Source organism: Cecembia lonarensis LW9 (assembly GCF_000298295.1).
Taxonomy (GTDB): domain Bacteria; phylum Bacteroidota; class Bacteroidia; order Cytophagales; family Cyclobacteriaceae; genus Cecembia; species Cecembia lonarensis.
On sequence record NZ_AMGM01000040.1, the window covers coordinates 13,743 to 38,315 of the forward strand.

A 24,573-nucleotide genomic window follows, 5' to 3' on the forward strand; every position below is an offset into this window, starting at 1 on the left:
ACATTTGGGGAATGAAAGAACTGGGAAAACAGAGCAGCCTGCTCATCAATAGATTTACAGCCAATGGTGCTTACCTTGCATTGCAGGAAGGGGGAGAAGTACTTTTGCCTAAAAGTTATTTAACAGGAATTGAAAAAGAAGGTCAGGAATTAGAAGTCTTTGTATACACAGACAGCGAAGACCGACCTGTGGCCGTAACCAATAGGCCAAAGGCACTTTTAGACGAGTTTGCCGTCATGGAAGCCAAAGAAATCACCAAGTTTGGAGCATTTATGGATTGGGGATTGCCGAAGGATTTGTTTGTCCCCAAAGCAGAAATGCGAAAACCCATGGAAAAGGGCAGCAGATATTTGGTAAGGGTTTGCAAAGATTTCAAAACCAATCGATTGATCGGTGTTTCAAAGTATGAAGATTTTTTGATCAAAGATACTCAGGGTTTTCAGGAAGGTCAGGAAACTGAAGTTTTGTTATTTGAGGAAACAGATTTGGGATTTAAAGTCCTGATAGAGGGTAATTTTGAAGGACTACTCTATAAAAATGAAATATTTCAGCCAGTAAAAATTGGTGATACCCTTAGGGCATTTATTAAGAAAAAGCGGGATGATGGCAAGTTAGATATTCAACTTCTCCCTATTGGTAGGGAAAAATACGAGGAAGGGGCTGAAAAAATCCTGGAAATCTTAAAAGATCAGAAATTCTTACCCCTTCATGATAAATCATCCCCAGAAGCCATCAAAGAATTGTTGGGAATGAGCAAAAAGCACTTCAAACAATCCATTGGTCAACTGTATAAGGCAAAAAAAATACGGATTCAGGACGACGGAATTGAATTGGTTTAATCCAATTCCAAAACCCTGTTGGGCGTGGTACAAAGCACTGCTTTGTTCCTTTTAATGGCTATGGGTGCTTTGATCAGATGGGGGTATTTGGTCAAAATCTGAAGCCAACCTTCATCATCCCAGGTTTTCCCTGCAATTTTTGCCTGATAATCCGGATGGGCCCGGTTGAGTAAGTCCTTTGGCCTTAAATTCAATTTGTCCAGAATGGATCTCCATCCGGTCAATGTGATCCGCTCACGCTCAATGTTAATTTCATTGATGTGTTTGGTGAGGGATTGTGCATAGGCACGTGTTTGTTTGTCTATACTATGACTTGGGTTATAGTAAAAGAAGAGTTCATTGGGGTGAGTTTTCATAGCATTTTGGGTTTAGTTTCAACAATATAAACTACGAATTAAAATTGAATTTTCAAAATATTTACCTAATTAAAATAAATATTCAGAATAAAAAATTTATAATTTAATTATTGATGTTAGAAAATTTTGAACATATCAGTAAATCTGAATTTCCAGCAAATAAAAAACTCTTATCTAAGCTGAGAAAACTGAAAGGCCAGGTATTGGATGAGGCATTCTCTTTTGCACATGAAGAAAAATTTAAAACCATTGATTGTCTTCAGTGTGCCAATTGTTGCAAAACAACAAGTCCAATTTTTATACGGACAGATATTGAGCGTTTGGCCAAAGTTTTCAAAATGAAGCCATCAAAATTTTTGGACACATACCTACACCTAGATGAGGATGGGGATTATGTCCTAAATGCTTCACCTTGTCCATTTTTAAATAAAGACAATACATGCCTCGTCTACGAAGACCGCCCCAAAGCATGCAGGGAATATCCACATACCAACAGAAAAAATATGCATGGCATATTGAATTTAACCTTAAAAAATTCCCTGGTTTGCCCTGCTGTTTTTGAAATATTTCAAGACTTTCAAAAAGATTTTAGGAAGTAAGTCAATCTCTTTTTTAACTTAGGGCTCTAAACCTATTGAAGAAATAACCATGAATAAATCCGAAGAACACTTTTTAGGCGTTGATGTCGGCGGAACCCATCTTAAAATTGGGTTAGTGAACAAAAGCGGAGAGATCCTTTCATTTGAAAAAATAGATACCGCTCCATACAGGGACGACCCTAAAGGTTTTAACCATAGATTTATTGAGGGGATGGGGGATATTCTTGCCAAGTTCCCCGACATAAAAAAAGTTGGGATTGGCTTACCGGGTTTGATATCTAAAGATAGAAAAACCACGCTTGAAATCCCTGCTATTCCAGCACTGAATGGTTTTCCATTAAAAGAAGAGCTTAAGAAAAAATATGGCCATATTTCCTTTTTTCTGGAAAATGATGCTGCATCAGCTGCAATAGGTGAATACAGGTTTGGAAAAAACAATCCGCCCGAGAACTTTTTGTTTATCACCATGGGAACTGGTATTGGGAGTGCGCTGGTATTAGATGGCGAGATATTTAAAGGGTGTAGAGGCAATGCCATGGAGATGGGCCACATGCTTTCCAGAGGAAACCAAGGGTTAGAAACTTTAATAGGAAGGAACGGGATTCTCAGAATTTTGGACAGGTTTATCCAGGCTTATCCTAGGTTAGTAGGGGAATTGGAAAATAAAGAATTAGGCACCCATCTTTTAGTGGATACAGCCAAAGCGGGTAATGAAATTTCTTTGATGGTATTTGAAGAGGTGGGTAGAATTCTGGGAGAAGCGATTGTTTCTACCATTCGTGTCCTTGATGTGACGCATGTATATTTCGGAGGAGGGATTTCTGCAGGTTTGGAGTTTATGATGCCTTCAATGGAAAAGACGGTGAGACAATACCTTACACCTTATTATGTCAAAGACCTGAATTTGATCAAAGCTACTCTTGAAAACAACGCCGGCACTTTGGGTGCAGCGGCACTTTGTTTTATGGAAGAATAAAAGACCAAGTTTATGGCGCTAGATTGCTGATGGTAACCTCACTTACCCTGCTGATGGCATTGAGCCTGAAAATGACCATTAATGGGGTATCAACGCTTTCAGTGTCCTCACAGGCAGGAGCTGGCTCAATGAAATAAATGAAAAAAGTCTGACTACGGTCAGCCAGTTCCACTTTATCAGGTCTGCCGAATGTTTTAATCAAAGCCTGATTATCTTTGGCCAAAAATTCATTCTTCACTTCCCTGAAAGCTTCCAGGTCTTTGGCTCTCAAACCTAGACAGCCATTTCTGTCCTGTTTCCATAGCTCTAAATCCAGTCCCTCAATCTTTACTTTTGAAGAACATTGCATGTTTAAACCTGCAAAAAAAACACATAAAAGCAGGCTAAAAGCCATATTGATGAATCTGATGGTATTTGAATTTTTCATAAGTGTTTGCAAAGAAAGTAAGGTTTAGCAAAGCATGAAAGGCAGCAGCTCATTTTTAATCATTTACTTTTTAGATGCTGAAAATATGTGTCTGGAAATGGATCTGAAAAATTTATATATAAGGTAAATACCATAAATTGGCCTTGAAACCTTCTTCATTATCAGCAATTTCTATTATTTGTCCATGCTAAGTTCTTTTAAAAACCCAAAATCCTAAAAACAGTTTCAATTTTGTGTCCTTTTTAATATTTATATTAGCGACCTAAATTATATTAAACATGTATTACAGATTCGGAAAAGCATTTCATTTCATTTCAGTTCTTTTCTTCGTTTTCGCATTCCTTTACATATATGCTTCATTACCTGACTTGGTATCGTATCAATTGAACGAGGATGGTGTAGGAATTAAAATCATGACCAAAAGTTCATTTTTTTACACTGGAATAATATTATTTTTAGTCCTGAACGTTTTATTGATAGCACCAGGCAAGCTGATAGAAAATCAAAGTACCGCTAACCTAAAACGTTTATTCCCCACTGGAGACGTTTTCAGGGATTATATGCTTACTTGGATTTACAGTTTCGTTGGCATTATCAATGTTTCCCTTTGTATTTTGGGAATCTTTGTCCTCAGTATCAATAATCAAAATGAAATGGCAACCAGTGAATTTACATTCTTCTTCTATTTGGTTCCCATATTTTTTGTAGTTTGGATACTTGGACTCTTTTGGATCCTCATACAAAAATTTAAAAGCATTAAAAAGCAACCTTAATACGAACAGGCAACAACAATTAGGATTAACATAAATGGCAGAAAAGGTTCAATATACCGAAGACAGTATCAAATCTCTGGATTGGAGAGAACATATCCGCTTAAGGCCGGGCATGTATATTGGCAAATTAGGGGATGGCAGTGCTCAGGACGATGGTATATATGTGTTGGTCAAGGAAGTGGTGGACAACAGTATCGATGAGCATATGATGGGTTATGGGCGTACCATTGACATCAAAATTTCTGAACACAGGGTGGAAATAAGGGATTATGGCAGAGGGATACCCCTGGGGAAAGTTATTGATTGCGTTTCCAAAATCAATACAGGGGGAAAATATGATTCCGGAGCATTTCAAAAATCTGTTGGCCTTAATGGCGTAGGTACCAAAGCAGTGAATGCACTATCTGAATATTTCAAGGTTCAATCTTACAGAGACGGGGAAACTAAAGTCGCTGAATTTGAAAAAGGGGTGTTGATTGAGGATAAAAAGATCGATAAAAGTTCAGAGAGGAATGGTACTAAAATCATATTTTCACCTGATCCTACCGTTTTCAAAAATTATCACTTTATTCCGGAATATCTGGAAAATCAAATTTGGAATTATGCCTTTTTGAATGCCGGCTTGACCATCAATTTCAATGGTAAAAAGTTTTTCTCGGAAAAAGGGCTCTTCGATCTTTTGATGCGAAAGGTAGATGAAGACAGCATTCGGTATCCGGTTATCCATCTCAAGGGCAACGACATAGAAATGGCTTTAACCCACTCTAATCAGTACGGTGAAGAATATTATTCCTTTGTCAATGGACAGTTTACCACACAAGGGGGTACACATTTAGCGGCTTTTAGGGAAGCATTGGTTAAAACCCTAAGAGAGTTTTATAAAAAAGATTTTGATGCTTCGGATGTGAGGCAATCTGTAGTAGGAGCAATAGCTGTCCGTGTTCAGGAACCTGTTTTTGAATCACAGACAAAAACAAAACTTGGATCACAAACGGTAGGACCTGATGGGCCAACCTTAAGGACATTTGTGAATGATTTTGTAAAGACTGAACTTGACAATTACCTACACAAGAACCCGGCTGTGGCAGATGCCCTGCTGAAACGTATCCTTCAATCCGAAAGGGAAAGGAAAGAAATTTCAGGCATCAAGAAATTGGCCAATGAAAGGGCCAAAAAAGCCAATTTGCACAATAAAAAGCTTAGGGATTGCAGGGTTCATTACGACGATCCCAAGGGAGATGATGAAATGAAAAACAAAACCATGCTTTTCATTACAGAAGGTGACTCAGCCTCAGGCTCTATTACCAAGTCAAGAGATGTGCAGACACAGGCAGTTTTCTCGCTTCGTGGCAAGCCCCTGAATTGCTACGGAATGACCAAAAAAGTAGTTTATGAAAATGAGGAATTCAACCTTTTACAGCATGCCCTCAATATTGAGGATGGTATAGAGGGTTTGCGATATCGTAAAATTGTGATAGCCACTGATGCAGATGTAGACGGTATGCATATCCGGCTTCTGATAATGACCTATTTCCTTCAGTTCTTCCCTGATCTTGTGAAGAATGGACATTTATTTATACTCGACACGCCTCTTTTTAGGGTCAGAAACAAAAAAGAAACCATCTATTGCTACACCGATGAAGAGAGGCAAAGGGCCATTCATAAGTTGGGTAAATCCGCGGAAATAACCAGGTTTAAAGGTCTAGGAGAAATATCTCCTGAAGAGTTTGGCACATTTATCGGAGAAGATATCAGACTTGACCCCATTATTTTGAGTAAGGAAACCAAGATTGCAGACCTTCTCAACTTTTATATGGGTAAAAATACGCCCGACCGGCAGAATTTTATCATCGATAACCTTAAAATTGAGAAGGATATTGTTTTTGATGATCCTGCGCAGCAAACAGAAGTAGAAGCGGCCTAAACTTAAAGGCCAATTGGCCAATGCTGAATTCATTGATATGAAAACCTAGCTATTGCTTGAATAGGCAATATTGAGAAATCAAAAAATTAAATGAGCGATAATACACCAAATAATCCTGAGGAAAAGGAAGACAGTTTACATGACTCCATTCCTGTAACCGGAATGTACAAAGACTGGTTTTTGGATTATGCCTCCTATGTGATTTTAGAAAGGGCTGTTCCTGCCATTGAAGATGGATTGAAACCTGTACAGCGACGGATCCTACATGCCATGAAAGAGATGGATGATGGCAGGTTCAACAAGGTGGCCAACATCATAGGACAATCCATGCAATATCACCCACATGGAGATGCCTCCATTGGTGATGCCATAGTTAATATGGGGCAAAAGGATTTATTGATAGAGACTCAGGGCAACTGGGGTGATATCCGTACCGGAGATTCTGCTGCAGCAGCTAGATACATTGAGGCCAGGCTTTCAAAGTTTGCCCTGGAAGTAGTCTTTAATCCCCAAACCACCGAATGGCAACTTTCTTATGATGGAAGAAAGCGGGAACCCATCACACTTCCTGTGAAATTTCCACTGTTGTTGGCGCAAGGAGTAGAGGGGATTGCCGTAGGCTTATCCACCAAAATATTGCCCCACAACTTCTGCGAATTGATAGAAGGTTCCATTGCTATTCTTAAAGGTGAAAAGACCAACGTTTTGCCAGACTTTCCCACTGGTGGTTTGGCTGATTTTACTGAGTACAATGAGGGGTTAAGAGGGGGTAAAATCAAAGTTCGAGCAAGAATTGAAGAGGGGGACAATAAAACACTATTAATCAAAGATATACCGTTTGGTACAACAACCAATTCCTTGATTGATTCCATCATCAAAGCCAATGATAAAGGAAAGATAAAGATCAAGAAAGTAGTAGACAATACGGCCAAGGATGTAGAAATACAGATCCAATTGGCGCCAGGGCAATCACCGGATATGACCATCGATGCCCTCTATGCATTTACTGACTGTGAAGTAAGCATTTCTCCTAATGCCTGTGTGATCATTGAAGAGAAACCTGTGTTTCTTACTGTCAATGAGATTTTGGCATATAATACAAAGCAGACCAGAGCCCTGCTCAAAAGGGAACTGGAGATCCGAAAAGGAGAGTTGATGGAAAAATTACTCTTTTCTTCTTTGGAGAAAATATTCATTGAAAACAGGATTTACCGGGACATAGAGGAATGCGAAACATGGGATGCTGTCATTCAGACCATAGACAAAGGTTTAGATCCTTTCAAACCTGATTTCTACAGGGAGATTACAACAGATGATATCGTTCGCCTGACAGAAATCAAGATCAAAAGGATTTCCAAATTTGATGCTTTCAAGGCAGATGAGCTGATGCGCAGGCTTCAGGACGAACTCAAGGAGGTTAATTACAATTTGAAGCACCTGACTGAATATGCCATCAAGTATTATGAAAACCTCTTGACAAAATATGGCAAAGGAAGAGAGAGGAAGACTGAAATCAGAACTTTTGATACGATTGAAGCCACTGTAGTGGCAGCCAATAATGCCAAACTTTACGTCAATAGGGCGGATGGATTTGTTGGGTATGGCCTTAAAAAGGATGAATTCATCTGCGATTGCTCCGACCTGGATGATATTATTGTTTTCCGTAGAGACGGCAAATGCGTGGTGACTAGAATTCAGGAAAAAGGTTTTGTGGGTAAAGATATCATACATGTAGCGGTATTTAGGAAAGGGGATGAGCGAATGGTATATAACCTGATTTATTTGGATGGCACATCAGGCAAAGCCATGGTCAAAAGATTTCAGGTACTAGCAGTTACAAGGGACAGGGAGTATGACCTAACAAAAGGAACCAAGGGTTCAAAGGTGTTGTACATGACGGCTAATCCAAATGGTGAGGCTGAACTTGTCACGGTATACCTTACCCAAGGTGCCAAAGCCAGAATCAAGGTCTTTGATTTTGATTTCAGTACCATTGAAATCAAAGGTAGAAATGCCGGTGGAAATATTTTGACCAAATATCCCATTAGAAAGATTCAGCTGAAGATGGAAGGGGTATCTACTTTGGGAGGCTTGGACATCTACTATGATGGGTCTATTGGTAGACTTAATACAGACCAAAGGGGTCAAATGATCGGTAATTTCTTGGGTGAAGATAAAATCATTGTCTTCTACAAAAACGGAGACTATGAAATCACCTCATTTGAATTGACCAATCGCTACGAAGCCAAAGACGTACTTTTGATTGAAAAATTTGATCCCGAAAAAGTAATCTCTATTGTTTATTATGATGGTGCTGGCAAAACGCATTACGTGAAGCGTTTTCTAATAGAGACAAGTACCATGAATAAAAAATTCAACGTAATTTCTGATCACAGACTATCCCGTCTTTTGGTGGTTTCAACCGAAAAACAACCACAGGTAAAAGTTAACGTCCTGAAAGGAAAGGAGAAAGAGACGTTAGAGTTTGATCTCGACATGTTGATTGATGTTAAAGGTTGGAAGACCATAGGCAACAAACTGACCTCCTATCAAGTAGTAGATGTACAGGTGATTGATCAGAATGCAAATCAAGAAACAGAGCCACAGGAGGACGTAGAAGTCGGTTCAACCGTTTCCTTTAAAATCAAAAAAGACGATGAAGAACAACTAGGATTATTTTAGTAATATTTACCAAAAACCCGGCAGAAAAAAAGTAAATTTTCTGCCGGGTTTTTTTACCGACGGGTTGCAATTGTTTTAAACTATGACAATCAGTAAAAATAGCTGCTTTTTAACTTGAAATAAATACATTTTCTTAATCTCGTAATACAAAACTTTAATAAGAAAAATTTATTTCATAAATGACTACTTTGGATCTATTAATTTCTATAATTTATGTTTTTATAAGTTTTGGAAATAAGTAATTATTGTAAGAGAAATTAATATTAAAACAATATTTTTAGGTAAAAAATACCATCCTATGGCAAAGGCTGTTTTTACAGATTCGATTCGTTCAGGTCAATTTAGGGAATTATCTAAAAAGTACCGAAAAGTTGAATCCCTGGACTTGGGTGCCAACACAAGTGATCCTAAAAACAGCAAGGAGGAAGTTGCATACAATGCGCGTTTAGCCCAAATCACAGCTGGACTGGAGCCTTATAACGGGCCATTCACTGAGAGACATGTTGCCCATTTGATCAAAAGAATCAGTTTTGGAGTCAGTACAGGAGAATTACGACAGTATAGAAATGATACCATTGATCAGATATTAGATCGGTTTTTCAGCTTCAATCTTAATTACCCTGAGCCAATAAACAATTATAATCAGGAGGGGGAAGAGGGGATGGACCCTGATGTAGAGGCAGGAGCAACCTTTGTCAGGGCTAAGTTTGATCAGAATTTTGAAGGTGAAAGGATTATCTCCCTAAAAACATGGATGATTGGAAGGGTAATCAATGCCCAAAATAGTGCGCTGGAAAAAATGATTCTTTTTTGGTGGCATTTTCTGCCCATAAAAATGTGGGATGTATTTGTGTCCAAAATCTGCTTCCGTTATTTCAAAATGTTGGAAAGAAATGCCATAGGAAATTTTAAGGTCATGATTCGGGACTTGACTTTAGATCCGGGGATGTTGATATTTTTAAGTGGTGCATTCAACAACAAGTATACTCCAGATGAGAATTTTGCCAGAGAACTTCAGGAGTTGTTTTGTATTGGTAAGGGGAAGGACGCCGCTTATACGGAGGAGGATGTAAGGATGACCGCAAGGGTATTGACCGGCTGGACTGTTGATTGGGAATCTGTACATGAAGATGGGGAGCCTATTTCCTATTTCAACTCAGAAGCCCACCACACTGGCGATAAAAGATTTTCTGCATTTTATGGAAACAAAGTAATTTCTGGCAAAGCAGGAGATGCAGGAGCAGAAGAACTGGATGAGCTGCTCGATATGATTTTTTCCAATCCTGAATGTGCCAAACATTTAGCCAGGAAACTATATGGTTTTTTTGTAACCCCTGAAATTACAGCACAGGCCGAAAGATTGGTCATCACCCCACTGGCGCAGGTTATCCTTCAACATAATTTCGACATATTGCCTGCCTTGAGGGTTTTATTGAAGTCTGCCCATTTTTACCATCAGGATATCATTGGAGTAGTAATAAAAACCCCCTTGGATTTCACTTTGGGCTTTTGGAAGTCCTTCAACATGCGTAAGGCAGCCAGCACCCTGGAAGAGCGTCAAATGTATGAAGGAATCTTGTGGCAGATGGCCAACCTGGGCATGGAAATTGGAGACCCACCCAATGTGGCAGGATGGCCACCTTTTTATCAAAGCCCCATGTATGACAAAATTTGGATCAATACAGATACCATTGCCCGAAGGACCCTTTTAACCGACTCTTTGGTGTTTTGGGGTTTTAGGTTAAATGCCATGTTCAATGTACAGGCCAATGTTTTAAATTTTGTCAATACATTGGCCAATCCGGAAGATCCCAATTCGTTGATTAAAGATTCAGCATTGGTATTGTTAGGGGTTGATTTAGGCCCTATACAGTTTGAACAGGTAAAACAAGTACTGCTATCAGGGCAGGAACAGGATTACTATTGGACAGGGGCTTGGTTGACTTTTGAGGCAAATCCAAGTAACCTGGAGGCAAGAACGGTGGTATTAAACCGTTTGAATCCGGCATTTCAACTGCTTTTGCAGATGGCAGAAACCCATTTAATGTAGCACATGAAAAGAAGAACTTTTATCAAACATGTGGCCCACAGTCTTGCAGCTCCGGGAATTTTTGGTGCATTGGGCACACCTGCCCTAGGTAAAGAAGTGGAGCGTTTACTGAATCTGGCACAAGATACCGGAAGGATTCTGGTCTTGATTTATTTGGATGGTGGGAATGATGGATTGAACACGGTCATTCCCCTCAGTTATATGAGCCAGCTTTCACAGGTAAGGCCTCATGTTATCCTTCCTGAAAACGAGATACTCGAAATACCAGACAGTGATTTTGCTTTTCATCCGGCATTGGAAGGTTTCCAATCTTTATATACAGAGGGAAGGCTTCAGGTCATACATTCCGTAGGTTACCCCCAACAAAACTTTTCCCATTTCAGGTCTAAAGACATTTGGATGAGTGGTTCAGACTCAGATCAGCTTTTAAACTCGGGTTGGACCGGTCGATATTTGGAAAAAGGCCATCCTGAATTTCCAGAAGCTTATCCAAATGAAAATCATCCGCACCCATTGGCCATTGAAATTGGTTTAGGCGCTTCCATGCTTTTTCAGGGTGAAAGGATTGGGTTTTCCATGGTCATCAACAATGTAAACTCATTTTATGAGCTGTTGGAAAAAGAAGTAGACGAGGCACCGGAGGGACCTGTAGGTGATAAAATCCGGTATATCAGGCTAATGGCCCAACAATCTCAGAAATACGGTAGAATTGTTAAAGAGACTGCAGAAAAAGTCACTTTTCAAAGGCCTTTTCCGGACAATAGGCTGGCCAATCAGTTGAAAATTGTGTCAAGATTAATTGCCGGGGGATTGAAAACACCACTTTACTTGGTTCGTATGGGTGGTTTTGATACCCATGACAACCAGGTAGTGGACAGTGACCGTACCATGGGAAGGCACGCCAATCTGCTACAAAACCTTAATGATGCAGTGATGGCCTTTATGAGGGATTTAGAGTACCATAAAACCGCTGATCGGGTGATGGGTATGACTTTTTCAGAGTTTGGCAGGAGGATTGTGTCAAACTCCAGTGGTGGTACAGACCATGGGACCGCTGCGCCCATGTTTGTTTTTGGTAATATGTCAGAGGGAAGTTATTTGGGCGAAGCTCCCCGAATAAGGGGAAATGAGGTATATGGGGACAATCTCCCTTTACAGTTTGATTTCAGACAAATTTATACCTCACTATTGAGCCAGTGGTTTGAATCAGATGCAAATATGCCATCCATGTCCAAGAATGCTTCCAGACGCTTTGATCAAGTGCCCGTAATTCGAAACACACTCACCAATCCTTTAACGCCTCAGGAAAGGATGGATATTAAATTTTTCCCAAATCCGGTCCAGGATTTTGCCACACTAAGCTTCAATGCCGATGGGCCGGTTCAAATAAGGTTGATTGATGTGCAGGGAAGAATTTTATCAAATTTGCATGAAGGTGATGCCCCTGGCCGTCCATTCACCATGATTGTAGATATGACACCATTTGCACCAGGAAAGTATATCATACAGGTTTTGACAGAAAAAATCCGAAAAACGGTACATGTCATAAAGCTCTAAAGGGTAGCATTTTTTTAAGGCAGCAATTGTAGCCATTCCGGATTTTGAATTTCCTTTATTTTTAGTTATATTAAGCCTAACCAACCATTAGGAATAAATCACATGAAATACATTTGGAAAATTTTATTTAGCATTTTCGGATTTTTTATGGGCAATCCCATTGCTGCACAGCAACAGCGGAATATTCCAAGACCATCAGAACCCTTAGATCTGTCCTCAACCAGCAACCTTCTGATTTTTATCGTCATCCCTGTCATAATTCTAATTCTGTATTTTGTTTTCAGGAAAAGAATTCAAAAAGTCCGACAGGAATGGATTGAAAAGCAAAAGGAAGAGAAAGAAAACCAAAAGTAGGCCTAAACACTGTTTTGGGTTTAAGCCAACTCTCTTAAATCAACTGGGACAACCCTGGAAACTCCTGCTTCGATCATGGTAATGCCATAAATGATGTCTGTGCTGGCCATGGTTCTTTTGTTATGGGTTACTATTATGAATTGTGATTCTTTGGAAAAGTTTTGGATGATATTATTGAATTTATCAATGTTGGCATCATCCAAAGGAGCATCTACCTCATCAAAAATACAGAAGGGTGCCGGTTTCAGGAGATAAATGGCAAAGAGTAGGGAAGTAGCTGTCAGTGTTTTTTCCCCACCTGAAAGTTGGTTGATGGTCAAGGGGCGCTTGCCTTTGGGTTTGGCCATAATTTCAATAGGGCTTTCCAAAGGGTTATCAGGATCTACCAGTTTTAGGTCGCAATCGTCTTCTGCAGTAAAGAGTGACCGGAATACTTTTACAAAGTTTTCCTTGATTTTGGAGAATGCATCTAAAAATGTTGCTTTGGCTACCTGATCGATTTCCTGTATGGTTTCGATCAACGATGTCTTAGCCTTGATCAAATCTTCTTTTTGGGCGGTAATAAAGGTGTGTCTTTCCTTGATTTCCTCATATGCTTCCATGGCCATAGGATTGATAGGACCAATGCGCTCCAGCTTTTCTTTGGCCTTAGATACGATTTCCCTAATATCAGATTCAGCAAGTTCTAAATAGGCTTCATCCAAATCAGGGTTTTCTTCCATCAATTGATCCAGATCAATTTCAAACTCTACACTCAAGCGTTCCTTCAGGCTGGCCAGTTTGAGTTTGACCTCATTGACTGATTGTTGCATTTCCTGCATTAGTGCGTCAATCGACTCTTTGGATTTCTGTAGCTCCCGAATTTGTTTGTCAGTTTCGTCAATGTGACCACGGCCGGCATAATAATCCTTTTCCGCCTCATTTACGCCTACTTCAATACCTTCCTTTTCGGTATATAATTCAATGAGTTCATCATCCTTGATTTCATTGTTTTCCAATAAGGATCTGATCTCCGCATCAATCCCGCTAAGTTCTTGCTGGGAGTTACCAATACGTTCTTTAGAACTTTCAAATGCAGCTTGTTTGAACTCAATCTCCTGTTCAAGAGAGCTAATTCTATTAAGTTGCTGATGGTAGCGTATATTTTCTTGGTTAAAAGCCGCAGATTTTTGACTTAAAAGCTCAAGTTCATGTTGTAGCTTTAAGTTGATTTCCTCTAATTCAAGTTCTAATTTTTCAAAATCAACTTTTACTTCCTGTAGTTGAGGCATGATGTCTTCCAACGAAAACTGCAGGCTTTCTATCCTATCTAAAATATCTTCCCTTTTATTGGCATTGGAAGACAATAGTTCACTTAACTGCTCCTTTTTGGTCTTTACAGAAACATACTCCTGGTTGATTTCACTGATTTCATGCTGCTGTTTTTCAATTTCCTGTTTGTAGCTAATCGCTTTGAGCTTAAGCAAATCAGACAATTTGCCATCAAGATTAGACCTGGTTGCACTTACCCTTTTGTTAAGCTCTTTGATCTCTTTTTCCAGCTTTTCCAGATTTTTTGCCCTACCAATTCTTTTTCCTTCAAATAGGCCCACGGAACCACCTGAAATACTGAATTTCTTTTTGGTGAGCTTTCCACTTTCAGAGATGAAAATGGCATTTTGATCCTTTGGGAAATCCTGGTATTCTCCTTGAACGATATATACATCATCCAGAATAAAAGCGATCAGCTTCCCATATTTTTCATCATATTCGATAATCTCTGTTGCAGGAACAGCATTTGAAAATATCTTGGTCTGTGCAGGGTGGAAGTTGTTGAAGTGTTCTAGAATAAAGAAATTTGCTTTACCTCTTGCTGCATCACTGAGTAAGTGCACCGCCGCTATGGCCTGTGCCTCTGTGTCCACTACATAATAGTTCATGTAGCTCTCCAGGTAATTTTCTATGGTTACCCTATACCTTTCCTCCGTGGTCAATATGTCGGACAACAAAGGTGTATCCTTGGTCCAATTGGGACTTTTCTTTAAAAATTTAATGGCTTCAGGAAAGCCTTCTAAATTTTCTACCAGAGACTTGGTCAGGTTGAACTCATTTTGTTTGGCATCCAGCTTTCTGGATATCTGAGTCACTTCTTCCCTGATCATTTCAATGACCCTGTTAGCCTCTTCAATCTTTTTAACCTGCTCTTCCTCCTTGGATTTAAGCAATGAAAGTCCCTCTGTTTTTTGGTCCAAGGCAACTTTCAGTTCATATATCTTATCTTCAAAATCTTGAAGATTTGACACCTGACTGCTGTCGTCAGAAGTTGTTTTTTCAAGTTCTTGTTTTAATGTAGAAAGCTGGATTTGCTTGATTTCCTGATCTTTTGAAAGTTGGTATAAACGGTCCTTTTTAAGGGAAAATTCCTTGGAAAGCATTTTTTGCCTTTCCTGAATCTCTACTTGTTCCGTTTTTTTGGCTTCATAGGTTTCCCTCAATTCCTCGACGATAAATTCCAGTTCTTGCAGGATTTTTTGGGCAGATTCCTTTTCCTGTTCCAGGGAACGTATGCTGAATCCCGCCCGCTCGTTGGACTTTCGATCTGCCTCTATTTGTTCCCTGAGTTTCTGGGACCTGTCTTCTAAGAACCTTAACCGTTCATTTTTGATCTTTTTATCGCTTTCAAACTGTCTGATTTTATTGACTTGTTCATTGAGTGCCCGCTGTCGGGAAGCAAGCAGTTTTTCCCTTTGGATCAAGTCAGCTTTACCTTGCTCTAACTGGGCTTCTTTTTCAGCAATTTTAGTCTGTATGGATAATTTCCTGTCCTGCTCCCCCTGTACTTTTTGATGGAGTGCTATCAAAGATGCTGAATGTTTTTCAACAGAACGCTTAGCGAGATTAATACTGGCTTCTTTGTATTCTTTTTTTATTTCAAAGTACTTGGCAGTTTGCTTGGCCTGCTTCTCCAGACTTTTCAGGTTTTTTTCAATCTCAAAAAGCACATCTTCCACCCGTTCCAGGTCTGCATCGGTATCTTCCAGTTTTCTGAGTGTTTCCTTCTTCCTGGTTTTGAATTTGGAAATGCCGGCAGCTTCTTCAAAAAGATCCCTTCTGGAATTATTTTTATCATTCAACAATTCATCAATCATCTTCAACTCTATGATGGCATAGCTGTTGGAGTTGATCCCGGTATCCATAAACAGGTTTGTTATGTCCTTGAGTCTACAAGCAATACCATTAAGAAGGTATTCACTTTCCCCACTTCGGTAATACCTACGGGTGATAGTTACATGGGTATATTCTGTTGGCAATAGGTTCTTCGTATTCTCAAAAGTCAGGGAAACTTCAGCCATGTTGGTTGGCTTGCGGTTTTTGGTTCCGTTAAAAATCACATTCTCCATCTTATCAGAACGCAGCATCCGTGATTTTTGCTCTCCCAACACCCAGCGAATGGCATCCACAACATTGGATTTACCACAACCGTTAGGGCCGACCACTCCGGTAATTCCTTTGTCAAAATGGATAACCATTCGGTCACCAAAACTCTTAAATCCCTTGATTTCTAGCTTACTCAGCAGCATCCTACAGCAATTGAAAATGAACGAGCAACAAAATTAACCTATTTCATAAATATACCAAGAATTGGTGCAAATGGGCTTTTTTTTTATCTTGCATCTAAAATTATCGACTGTGGACGCTGGAAACATTATTTATCTTATTGCAATTATCCTTTATTTTCTCTTTACGGTGTTGAAAAAACCCAAAAAAGAGGAGATAGAAAATACAGGTAGTCCTGAAGATCAACAGGAACAGAGGAAACCTGTTTCTTTTGAAGACCTTTTAAAAGAAATCCGGCAAGGTCAACAGGAAAGAGAAAGGGATTTTCAACAGAGCGGACAAGGTAAGGCGGTCGAAGAACGCCCTATTACTTCAAGTCAGCCTTTTGAAAGGCAGGAAAAATCATTCGAACCCAGCAACTTCAATCAGCCCAAAGCTTACCAAAAGTTCCAAGGGGAGATTTCAGACAAGGCTCTACCTAAAGTCAAAACTTTGGATGAGCAAGTTTCCTTGACTGCTTCCATTCAAGGCATCAAATCCAGTATTAAGTCTGAAGCAACAGCAAAGCAAGTAAGGGAAAATAAATATAGAAGGATGCTAAATAATCCCAGTTCGGTAAAGGATGCGGTGGTACTTAGCGAGATTCTTAACCGCAAGCATTTTTGATAATTACCCTCAGGGGTTTTATAATTTTTAAAAGTTTCTTTTTACATTTTCAAACAATGGTTTTGGGTTTGTGTTTATAAATCGTCAAACCTTTATAACGCACAAAACCATTAATATTGAAAATATGAAAACCATTGAAAGTGTACAGACAGGAAGGCTTTCTGAAGAGCGGAGGGCATTCCTTAAAAAATCAGGAACTCTTGCGATCATGTCAGCTTTTGGCGTGGGATTTTTCACTTCCTGTTCAAATGAAGATGACAGACCTAATAGGGCTGTAATACCTCCGGCAAGTTCAACAGGAATTACCATTCAGGGCAGTACAATCACCGTCAATCTTAATGAAGCCACAGCATTGGCCAGTACTGGTGGATGGGCTATTGTATCGGCTGCCAGGGTATTGATTGTCAACATTGGAGATAATACCTTCAATGCCCTGACTTCAGTTTGTACCCATGCCAGCTGTGATAATAGTTGGACATTCACCAATAATGTATTCACTTGTACCTGCCATGGTTCCCGTTTTGGTACAGATGGTGCAGTTTTGAATGGGCCTGCTTCCAGACCTTTGGCCAGTTTTCCCACGGAGCTGAATGGCAACACCTTGACGGTTGATTTCGGATGATGCTTCGGTTTACGTTTCTTATACTTTCCTTTTTGATATTTCATTCCAATGGATTGAAAGCCCAGGAGTTTCTTACTGAAAAGGGCAAAACACTCTTTATCTCAAAAGCACCTATGAGTGAATTTACCGGGGAGTCAGGCCAGCTGCATGGCCTGATAAATCTGGATAAAAATCTGTTGGATTTCTACATTGACCTGAACACGCTTAAAACAGGTATAGGATTAAGGGACAGACACATGAGGGAAAATTACCTTGAAACCAAAAAATTCCCTTTTGCAGAATTTACAGGCCAAATAGAAAATGTACCTACACTCATAATCGGTAAAGAAGTGCCGGTTACGGCCAAGGGTAAGTTTAAAATTCATGGGGTAGAGAGGGAAATTGAAGTTCCGGGAACAATAAAGAAGCTAACAGAAGGAGAGCTTGGTTTAAAGGCGGAGTTCAAAGTGTTGCTCGGTGATTACAATATTGCAATTCCTAAAGTAATGTTTTATGAATTGGCAGAAGAGCAGATTGTCAAAATTGATGCTGTACTTAAGAAAAAAAAAAAATTGTAATGAGAAAATTTTTAATTGTCTTTGCTTTCTTCTCGTGTGCTTCCTGGAGCGCCAACGCCCAATTGGAGCGTAAATTGGCTACAGAAACCCAAGAGGTTGACTTGATTTTTCATGCTCCCAGGCATATCAATTTACTGACGGTGGAGCCCTTGGATGAAAAGACGCTTCATTTTGCCATCATGCATACATTCGGTACCATTGACGGGGGGATTCAAAATCTTTTTGGATTGGACAATGGTGCAGTGATACAGTTCAGTTTTGAATATGCCTTACATGAAAACTTTTCATTGGGCATGTCAAGACAAAGCAGGGACAAAATGTATAACCTCTATGGCAGGTATCATTTGCTAAAGCAAACCCAAGATGACAAAATGCCGATTTCTTTGTCCTTTATGGGGGCCGCTGGAGTGAATACATCCAATTATCAGTTTCTACAGGAAGCCAATCCAAATTTTGTTGAAAGAAGCAGCTTTGCCTTTCAATTAATGGCTGCAAGGAGGTTTTCAGATAAAATAAGTTTACAGGTTTCTCCCATGATGGCCTATTTTGTAGATCCAAATCCAATATTCCTTATCGAGGGAGACCAAAATCTATATTTAGCCCTCGGCTTTAGTGGCAAATACAAAATCAGCAGCAAAAGCTCCATTACCATGCAATGGATACCTAACCTGAATAATGATTTGCGCAACAATGTTGGGTTAGGAATTGATCTGGAAGCTGGAGGCCATGTTTTCCAGATGTATTTTGTTACCTCTCAACTCCTGAATGAACAATACCTCCTTGCTGGAGGAAACGGGGTCCCTGGAGAACAATTCAGGTTAGGCTTCAATGTAAACAGGGTATTTGCTACCGGTAAACGAAAAACGAACTGGTAATATTGGGTCAACTACTGTCATTTATTTTTACTTTGATCAGAAATTGATTTAAATTCAGACTTTGACAAAAATCTGATGGCAAAGTCTAATAGTGTAGAACAACAAAAAATCCTAAGGGTATTCAGGCTGATCAACCTCTTAAGGGGTAATATTGGCAAGCCTGTACACAAGTTGGCAGAAACCTTGGATACCGATCCAAGAACCATTTACCGTTATTTTAAATTGCTAGAGGCGCTTGGGTTTGAAATAGAAAAAAAGCATTCCAAATTCAGAATCGTGGATAGGGTGGAAAATCCTCAGGATTTTGCCTACGGTACCTTCAGTGAGGAAGAAATCATATTTCTCAATGGTCTCCTTCAGAAAAACAGTAAAAAGAATTTACTGAAAGACAGTATCCTGCAAAAAATCAATATTCGTTCTGATTTCAGGAGCAGTGTCAATAAGTTGTTCAATGCCAACTTGGGTATTTCTGTGGATTTGATCTCTCAAGCCATCAAGGATCAAAACCAGGTAATCCTGAAGGATTATTATTCTTTAAACTCTGATGCCGTTTCAGACCGTTTGGTAGAACCGGTCGCGTTCAACACCAATTTTGATTCCATTTATGCCCTGGAAGTGGAAACCAAAGAAATGAAACTTTTTAAAGTAGAACGTATTGGAGAGGTTTTGGTCACCTCTATTCCATTTAAATTTCAGCCCTTACATAGGCCATTAGAGCAGGGTTTATTTGGATTTTCCGGAAAGAGTCAGTTTTACGTGCACCTTAAATTGAGCAAAAAAGCTTATCACCTGATGATGGAGGAATATCCTGATGCCAAGCCTTTGACCTATATCAAGAACAGAAATCAATATTATTTTGAAGGAAAGATTCCCCAATTGCCTGGTTTGGCCAGGTTTATTCTAGGCCTACCAGGTGAAATCAAAGTCCTGGAAGGGGAGGAGTTGAAGGAGTATTTGAGAAAACAGGTTGAAAAGCTTGCGATTTGAGTTTTACCTTATTTGATTGACCTATCCATTTTCAACAAAATAACCTCGAATTAACAAAAAGAGCACATTCAGAGAGTCGGTAAAACCTTTTACAAGAAAGGTGAAACAATAGCACCTGTTCAAGAATAAAAAGGGCTGTCTCTAATAGTCAATCCAATATTGGCTTGGAATTGCATTTAAGGGACAGCCTCTAAAATAATTTCAAAGACAACTGAGCTTATCCTTGGTGTTCATCCCTCAAAAGATCATTGACGGTTTTAACAGGGTTAAAAGTGATTAACGGAACTTCCACAAACACCGTATTCCAACCCGCCATAGACCCATTCCAAAGGCCTGGCAATTCCTGCGCTTTCAATTCCCTGCCGCTTTTAGATTTTTCGGTAATGAATCCTGTCCGCATATCCCTAAACTCAAGCAGGTCAAATTTTTGTCCTTTAAAATCTTTGGTAGCACATACCAAATCTACGGGATTAAAATGGGTAGATGACTGAAGGATTTCTTTTTGATGGGTATTTGAGAGGTCAATTTGGGCAGTTTCAGCGATTTGCAATGAAACGGAACCGTCATCTTCCTGCACCCAAAAGGGGCCTCCTCCCGGCTCTCCTGTATTTTTCACCATACCACAAACCCTCAATGGCCTGTTGAGCTTACCATACAGGTAACAAGCTTTTTCATCCCAACCCATAGGACTATAATGTTCGGGAAGCTTACCTTGACAATCTTCGAGAAATACCTTTTCAGCAAATTGCACAGCAGATTCTGTTTTTTCTGCATCCAATCGCTTTAAGGCCCCAAATACCTTTTCCTGTATTTCCAACAAAAGTCCTCCAATAGCCATTTTATAATCCTTTGTGGCTGACTTCAACCTGTCCGGAACCACATTATCAATGTTCTTGATAAAAATCACATCCCCATTGATATCGTTGAGATTTTCCAATAAGGCACCATGACCGGCCGGCCTGAACAGGATACTCCCATCATCTTCCACAAAAGGACTGTTGTCCATATTCACTGCGATGGTATCCGTTGACTTTTTCTGCTGGGAATAACTTACCTCAAAAGTTACATCAAATTCCTTTTCCAGCTTGGACTGAATGGAGGCTACTTCCGCCTTAAATTTTGCTTCATGCTCTGGGGACACTGTAAAATGTAACCTTACTGTTTTCCCTATACCCACAGCATAATGATATCCTTCCACAAAATGTTCATAAGTTGGCGTCCTGTCATGATCGGCGTAATGATGAAATTTGAGTAAGCCTTTGGGGAGTTGCCCATAACCCAAGCCCTCTTCTTCCAAAAGACGGGATACAATACTTTGGTAATCCTTTTTCTCCAGAGCTTCTGCCAAACTGCTGCCCGAAGTTCTCAAACTGGCATCTAGGTCATCATAAAAAGCAAAGCGATCGATTTGCTGGATAAATTTCTTTACAAAGGCACTTTTCTCAATGTCTCCATCTCCTTCCAGGAAAGCAAAAAGATCCTTAAACATCCGGGATGCAGCACCACTGGCCGGAACAAATTTGACCACATTTTTGGTAGCGGCTTTAACAGGATAGGTATCTCTGAAGTAGTTAATTTCTGTTTCAGTCAATGCCTTAATGCCATTCCCAATGGTAGCCGCTTCTTTTATGGGAAGAAATGGAAAACCTTCCTTGAAGTTTTGAAGCTGCTGATTTACTTTATCCAGAGACATTCCCTGTTCAATGATTTGATTTTCTAAATCTTTATTCATGGTTGTCATTTTGGTTTAATTGGGTTAAAAACCTCAATATATTATAAAATACTAAATTTTATTTTTTCACCTGGCCTTTTTTGGCACAAAATATTCAAAGAGATATTATCGATCTGAAGGATTCTGGGATAACCTCCCGTCACCTGTGCATCCCGCATCAGTAGCAGTAGTTTTCCCGAGGGCGTTAATTGAACCGTACCTGGATATACTGGTGAGGTAAGAATTCCAGGTAATTCATTAGGGATCTCTTCAGTTAATTGATAGGCCATTCTGCTGACCAAATCAGAAACACTGAACGTTTTTTTAGTAATGCGGTTTTTCAGCAGCGTGGGCAACATGTCCCATTCCGGTCCGGGATAGGCTTTGATTTGAGCAGTTCTGTACCAATCAGAGCGTACTTTTGCCTTGGTTTCTACCGGAGGGTAGAACCTTTCTTCTTCTGACAAATAGCAAAGGGTATCATTTTTTTGAATGTATCCCCGTTCTGTAATCTGGGGGTACCAACTTTTACTTCCTGCCACTTCTTCTGTTTCAAATCCACCTTGGACTCCCATATACAGCCATTGACCCTTCCTGAACTTTTCTATGCTTAAACAGTCATCTTCTTGAATTTCAATAACCTGTCCATTTTTGACTATTCTTTTATTGTTCAGTAGAATTTCAGCTTCTGCACCTGCAAAAACTACCCTTGTAGACCTTTCAAATACCATTTCCGGACCTAGATTGGTCATTTCCAAAACAGCTGCCCCCTTCGGATTACTCAATAGGAAGTTAACTTGGGCCAGGGAATACCTATCCATAGCCCCTGAATAGGGCACCCCATACCCCGCCATATCAAAGCGCCCAAGGTCCTGAACTGTAGTCAACATGCCCGGTCTGGTAAAATGTATGTATGAGGGGATTTTAATCATGGCGTAAATCGTATTTTCCCTGAACAGCCAATTGATATATTGCTTCAAAGCTGTCGGCATCAATTGGTTCAAAGCGGATCCGGTCTCCAACTTGTAATTGCACGGCGGGTTCACGCTTGATATCAAAAAGGGTAATGGGACATTTTCCTATGGCATACCAGCCACCTGGGCTTTCCATGGGGTAGATGCCTGTTTGATGACCACCAATCGCAACAGATCCTTTTGACATTTGCCGGTCCGGTTTACTTTTTCGTGGCGTAAACAGGACTGGATCCAATCCACCGAGATACATAAAGCCAGGAAGAAAACCATAAAAGTGCAAGACATAAATACCTGCGCTATGGCGTTTGATGATTTCCTCCTCGGCCAAATCATGAATTTTGGCCAAAAGGGAAAGGTCCTTTCCAAACGCTTTACCATAAGCTACTGGAATATGCCATGTCTTTGCTGAATGATCCAAAGACCTTGCATCAAGCATTTTAAATTCTTCGACCAAATCCCTACAATCTTGCTCTGAAATGGACACATGGAGGCGTAATGAGAGGGTGTGGTAACCTTTCCTGATTTCCTTGATTCCTTCACCGTAAGCGTTTTGAAGATAGACAGTCACCTGATTAAGCTTTTCCAATATATCTTCAGAAATGATGGGCGGCCAACTGAACTCAACCAATTTGTCATGGATAAGGAAGTATTTAATTTCCATGATTAAAAGGTAAGATTTTTCCGGATGAGTTTCAATATTTCCAAAGCAATTGGGTTATCTCCATGGATACAAATCGTATCTGCATAGATCGGTAAATATAGTCCAGATATCGTCTTGATCTTCTTTTCAGTAACTATACGTCTGACATGGGCCAAAGCTTCATCAGGATTAGTAAGTACAGCATCGGGAAGGATCCTGTTGACCAAGGAATAGTCAACGTTATAATTCCTATCAGCAAAAACTTCCAGCATCAGAGGAATATGCTTTTCCCTGGCAATACTTTCGATGATGGAATGGGGAGGGCAATAAAGCGTATAGTTTGGAAATTTTTTTTTCATCAGCTCACAAAACATCAAGGACAGTTCATGGTTTTTGGCCAATTCATTATACAGGGCTCCATGGGGTTTAATATGACTTAAGGCATATCCTTCTTCTTCACAAATTTGAAAGAGTTGTTCTACCTGCTGGATGAGCTGGGTTTCTAAGACCGGCAGAGATATATCCATAACCTTTCTCCCAAAATGTTTTTTGTCAGGGTAAGAGGGGTGTGCGCCTGCTTTTACATGAAATATTTTTGCGAGGCGGATGGTTTTTCTCATACTTTCCTGGTCTCCGGCATGTCCCCCGCAAGCGATATTACAACTGTCTAGATAGGGCATCAATCCGGCATCATTGTCCAATCCTTCCCCTAGGTCACAATTTATATCCATGATTACATTTCTTTGTGTGCTAAAATAACCTTTATTTCTTTTATGTATTTTTTTGGATCTAAAAATTAGGAATAAGGAGGCAACACCGTAATTTCATCTAAATGCCTAACTTTGTAAAAACACCTACAGCACTATGTTTGAATATAATCCGGATAAACATTACCCTAAAGAGACCGAAAGCAGGGTGGTCATCCGCTTTCAGGACTGTGATCCACTTCAGCATTTAAACAATGCCAAGTATTTTGATTATTTTTTTAATGCGAGAGAAGATCAGGTTCCAAAACTATATGGCTTAGAAATGATCGATATGATTCATAAATACAAAGCAGCCTGGGTGGTCTATAACCATAACATTTCTTATGTGAGACCAGCAAAGGTCGGAGAATGGGTTAGGATTATGAGTAGGTTATTATGGTATAACCACAACACAGTAGGTCTTGAATACTACATGACAGATGATTCGAAAAAAGAGTTGAAAACAGTACTCTGGACCACCATGCGTTATGTAACCGTAAAAGAGGGTAAATCCACAGAACATCAAGGTGCCGTGTTGGATTTTTTGAAAGCCACCAGTGAAAACCTTGATATTAGCGAACTTTCCATTGGGGAAAGGGTTAAATTCCTCAAACAAAAGTTGGCGGAAGGTTAAAAAATGATCGGAATAAGGACAGAGCCTGTACACTTGCGAACAGGTTTTTTTGGATAAGATAGGATGGAAATATATTTATTTTTTTTA

General features: G+C 39.8%; 22 protein-coding genes. 15 read left to right on the plus strand and 7 right to left on the minus strand.

The window, feature by feature from the left end; genetic code table 11:
* The first annotated feature begins 11 nt into the window (after nt 1-11).
* Nucleotides 12-839: a CvfB family protein gene (locus tag B879_RS12580; RefSeq protein WP_009185567.1), complete on the plus strand. Its 828-nt coding sequence runs from the start codon at nt 12-14 to the stop codon at nt 837-839.
* Here B879_RS12580 and B879_RS12585 read toward each other — a convergent pair.
* Nucleotides 836-1,195: an arsenate reductase family protein gene (locus B879_RS12585; protein ID WP_009185568.1), complete on the minus strand. Its 360-nt coding sequence runs from the start codon at nt 1,193-1,195 to the stop codon at nt 836-838. The genes B879_RS12580 and B879_RS12585 overlap by 4 nt on opposite strands.
* Before the next feature lie 113 nt (nt 1,196-1,308).
* Between B879_RS12585 and B879_RS12590 the strand changes: the two genes are divergently transcribed.
* Entirely contained in the window at nt 1,309-1,794 is a 486-nt protein-coding gene (locus tag B879_RS12590) for a YkgJ family cysteine cluster protein (protein WP_009185569.1), read from the plus strand.
* Between the two features lie 49 nt (nt 1,795-1,843).
* Nucleotides 1,844-2,770, plus strand: a complete 927-nt coding sequence (locus B879_RS12595; RefSeq protein WP_009185570.1) for an ROK family protein — start codon at nt 1,844-1,846, stop codon at nt 2,768-2,770.
* 10 nt (nt 2,771-2,780) lie between these two features.
* Here B879_RS12595 and B879_RS12600 read toward each other — a convergent pair whose 3' ends face one another.
* Nucleotides 2,781-3,197, minus strand: a complete 417-nt coding sequence (locus tag B879_RS12600) for a hypothetical protein (RefSeq protein ID WP_009185571.1) — start codon at nt 3,195-3,197, stop codon at nt 2,781-2,783.
* A gap of 278 nt (nt 3,198-3,475) precedes the next feature.
* Between B879_RS12600 and B879_RS12605 the strand changes: the two genes are divergently transcribed.
* From B879_RS12605 to B879_RS12630, 6 genes are all read left to right on the plus strand, one after another.
* Nucleotides 3,476-3,970, plus strand: coding sequence for a hypothetical protein (locus tag B879_RS12605; RefSeq protein ID WP_009185572.1), 495 nt, complete (start codon nt 3,476-3,478; stop codon nt 3,968-3,970).
* A 34-nt stretch (nt 3,971-4,004) separates the two neighbouring features.
* On the plus strand, nt 4,005-5,894 hold the full coding sequence (locus B879_RS12610) for a DNA topoisomerase IV subunit B (RefSeq protein WP_009185573.1): 1,890 nt from the start codon (nt 4,005-4,007) through the stop codon (nt 5,892-5,894).
* 90 nt (nt 5,895-5,984) lie between these two features.
* Nucleotides 5,985-8,576, plus strand: coding sequence for a DNA gyrase/topoisomerase IV subunit A (locus tag B879_RS12615; RefSeq protein WP_009185574.1), 2,592 nt, complete (start codon nt 5,985-5,987; stop codon nt 8,574-8,576).
* Nucleotides 8,577-8,874: 298 nt separating this feature from the next.
* Nucleotides 8,875-10,626 carry a DUF1800 domain-containing protein gene (locus tag B879_RS12620; protein ID WP_009185575.1) on the plus strand — a complete coding sequence of 584 codons (1,752 nt, stop codon included), beginning with the start codon at nt 8,875-8,877 and terminating at the stop codon, nt 10,624-10,626.
* Nucleotides 10,627-10,629: 3 nt separating this feature from the next.
* Complete coding sequence (locus B879_RS12625; protein ID WP_009185576.1) at nt 10,630-12,183, plus strand: DUF1501 domain-containing protein; 1,554 nt, start codon at nt 10,630-10,632, stop codon at nt 12,181-12,183.
* Between the two features lie 102 nt (nt 12,184-12,285).
* Nucleotides 12,286-12,537, plus strand: coding sequence for a hypothetical protein (locus B879_RS12630; protein ID WP_009185577.1), 252 nt, complete (start codon nt 12,286-12,288; stop codon nt 12,535-12,537).
* Between the two features lie 20 nt (nt 12,538-12,557).
* Here B879_RS12630 and smc read toward each other — a convergent pair whose 3' ends face one another.
* Nucleotides 12,558-16,097: a chromosome segregation protein SMC gene (gene smc / locus B879_RS12635; RefSeq protein WP_009185578.1), complete on the minus strand. Its 3,540-nt coding sequence runs from the start codon at nt 16,095-16,097 to the stop codon at nt 12,558-12,560.
* 109 nt (nt 16,098-16,206) lie between these two features.
* Here smc and B879_RS12640 point away from each other — a divergent pair, with 109 nt between their 5' ends.
* The 5 genes from B879_RS12640 (at nt 16,207) to B879_RS12660 (ending at nt 19,781) form a co-directional block, all read left to right on the plus strand.
* Nucleotides 16,207-16,740, plus strand: a complete 534-nt coding sequence (locus B879_RS12640) for a hypothetical protein (protein ID WP_157231611.1) — start codon at nt 16,207-16,209, stop codon at nt 16,738-16,740.
* Nucleotides 16,741-16,864: 124 nt separating this feature from the next.
* A complete protein-coding gene (locus B879_RS12645) occupies nt 16,865-17,362 on the plus strand; it encodes a QcrA and Rieske domain-containing protein (protein ID WP_040400631.1) in 498 nt (165 codons plus the stop codon).
* Between the two features lie 113 nt (nt 17,363-17,475).
* Nucleotides 17,476-17,919: a YceI family protein gene (locus B879_RS12650; RefSeq protein WP_202949632.1), complete on the plus strand. Its 444-nt coding sequence runs from the start codon at nt 17,476-17,478 to the stop codon at nt 17,917-17,919.
* Nucleotides 17,919-18,794, plus strand: coding sequence for a DUF5777 family beta-barrel protein (locus B879_RS12655; RefSeq protein ID WP_009185582.1), 876 nt, complete (start codon nt 17,919-17,921; stop codon nt 18,792-18,794). The genes B879_RS12650 and B879_RS12655 overlap by 1 nt, the downstream gene beginning before the upstream one ends.
* Before the next feature lie 75 nt (nt 18,795-18,869).
* Nucleotides 18,870-19,781: a helix-turn-helix transcriptional regulator gene (locus tag B879_RS12660; protein ID WP_009185583.1), complete on the plus strand. Its 912-nt coding sequence runs from the start codon at nt 18,870-18,872 to the stop codon at nt 19,779-19,781.
* A 217-nt stretch (nt 19,782-19,998) separates the two neighbouring features.
* Here B879_RS12660 and B879_RS12665 read toward each other — a convergent pair whose 3' ends face one another.
* From B879_RS12665 to pxpA, 4 genes are read right to left on the minus strand one after another with little or no spacing between them, the layout of a single operon-like run.
* Complete coding sequence (locus B879_RS12665) at nt 19,999-21,513, minus strand: DUF4301 family protein (RefSeq protein WP_040400632.1); 1,515 nt, start codon at nt 21,511-21,513, stop codon at nt 19,999-20,001.
* A 41-nt stretch (nt 21,514-21,554) separates the two neighbouring features.
* Entirely contained in the window at nt 21,555-22,484 is a 930-nt protein-coding gene (locus B879_RS12670) for a 5-oxoprolinase subunit C family protein (RefSeq protein ID WP_238542133.1), read from the minus strand.
* Nucleotides 22,417-23,127, minus strand: coding sequence for a 5-oxoprolinase subunit PxpB (pxpB, locus tag B879_RS12675; protein ID WP_009185586.1), 711 nt, complete (start codon nt 23,125-23,127; stop codon nt 22,417-22,419). The genes B879_RS12670 and pxpB overlap by 68 nt, the downstream gene beginning before the upstream one ends.
* A gap of 2 nt (nt 23,128-23,129) precedes the next feature.
* Nucleotides 23,130-23,837: a 5-oxoprolinase subunit PxpA gene (pxpA, locus tag B879_RS12680; RefSeq protein WP_009185587.1), complete on the minus strand. Its 708-nt coding sequence runs from the start codon at nt 23,835-23,837 to the stop codon at nt 23,130-23,132.
* A 133-nt stretch (nt 23,838-23,970) separates the two neighbouring features.
* Between pxpA and B879_RS12685 the strand changes: the two genes are divergently transcribed.
* Nucleotides 23,971-24,486, plus strand: coding sequence for an acyl-CoA thioesterase (locus B879_RS12685; RefSeq protein WP_009185588.1), 516 nt, complete (start codon nt 23,971-23,973; stop codon nt 24,484-24,486).
* Nucleotides 24,487-24,573 lie beyond the last annotated feature (87 nt).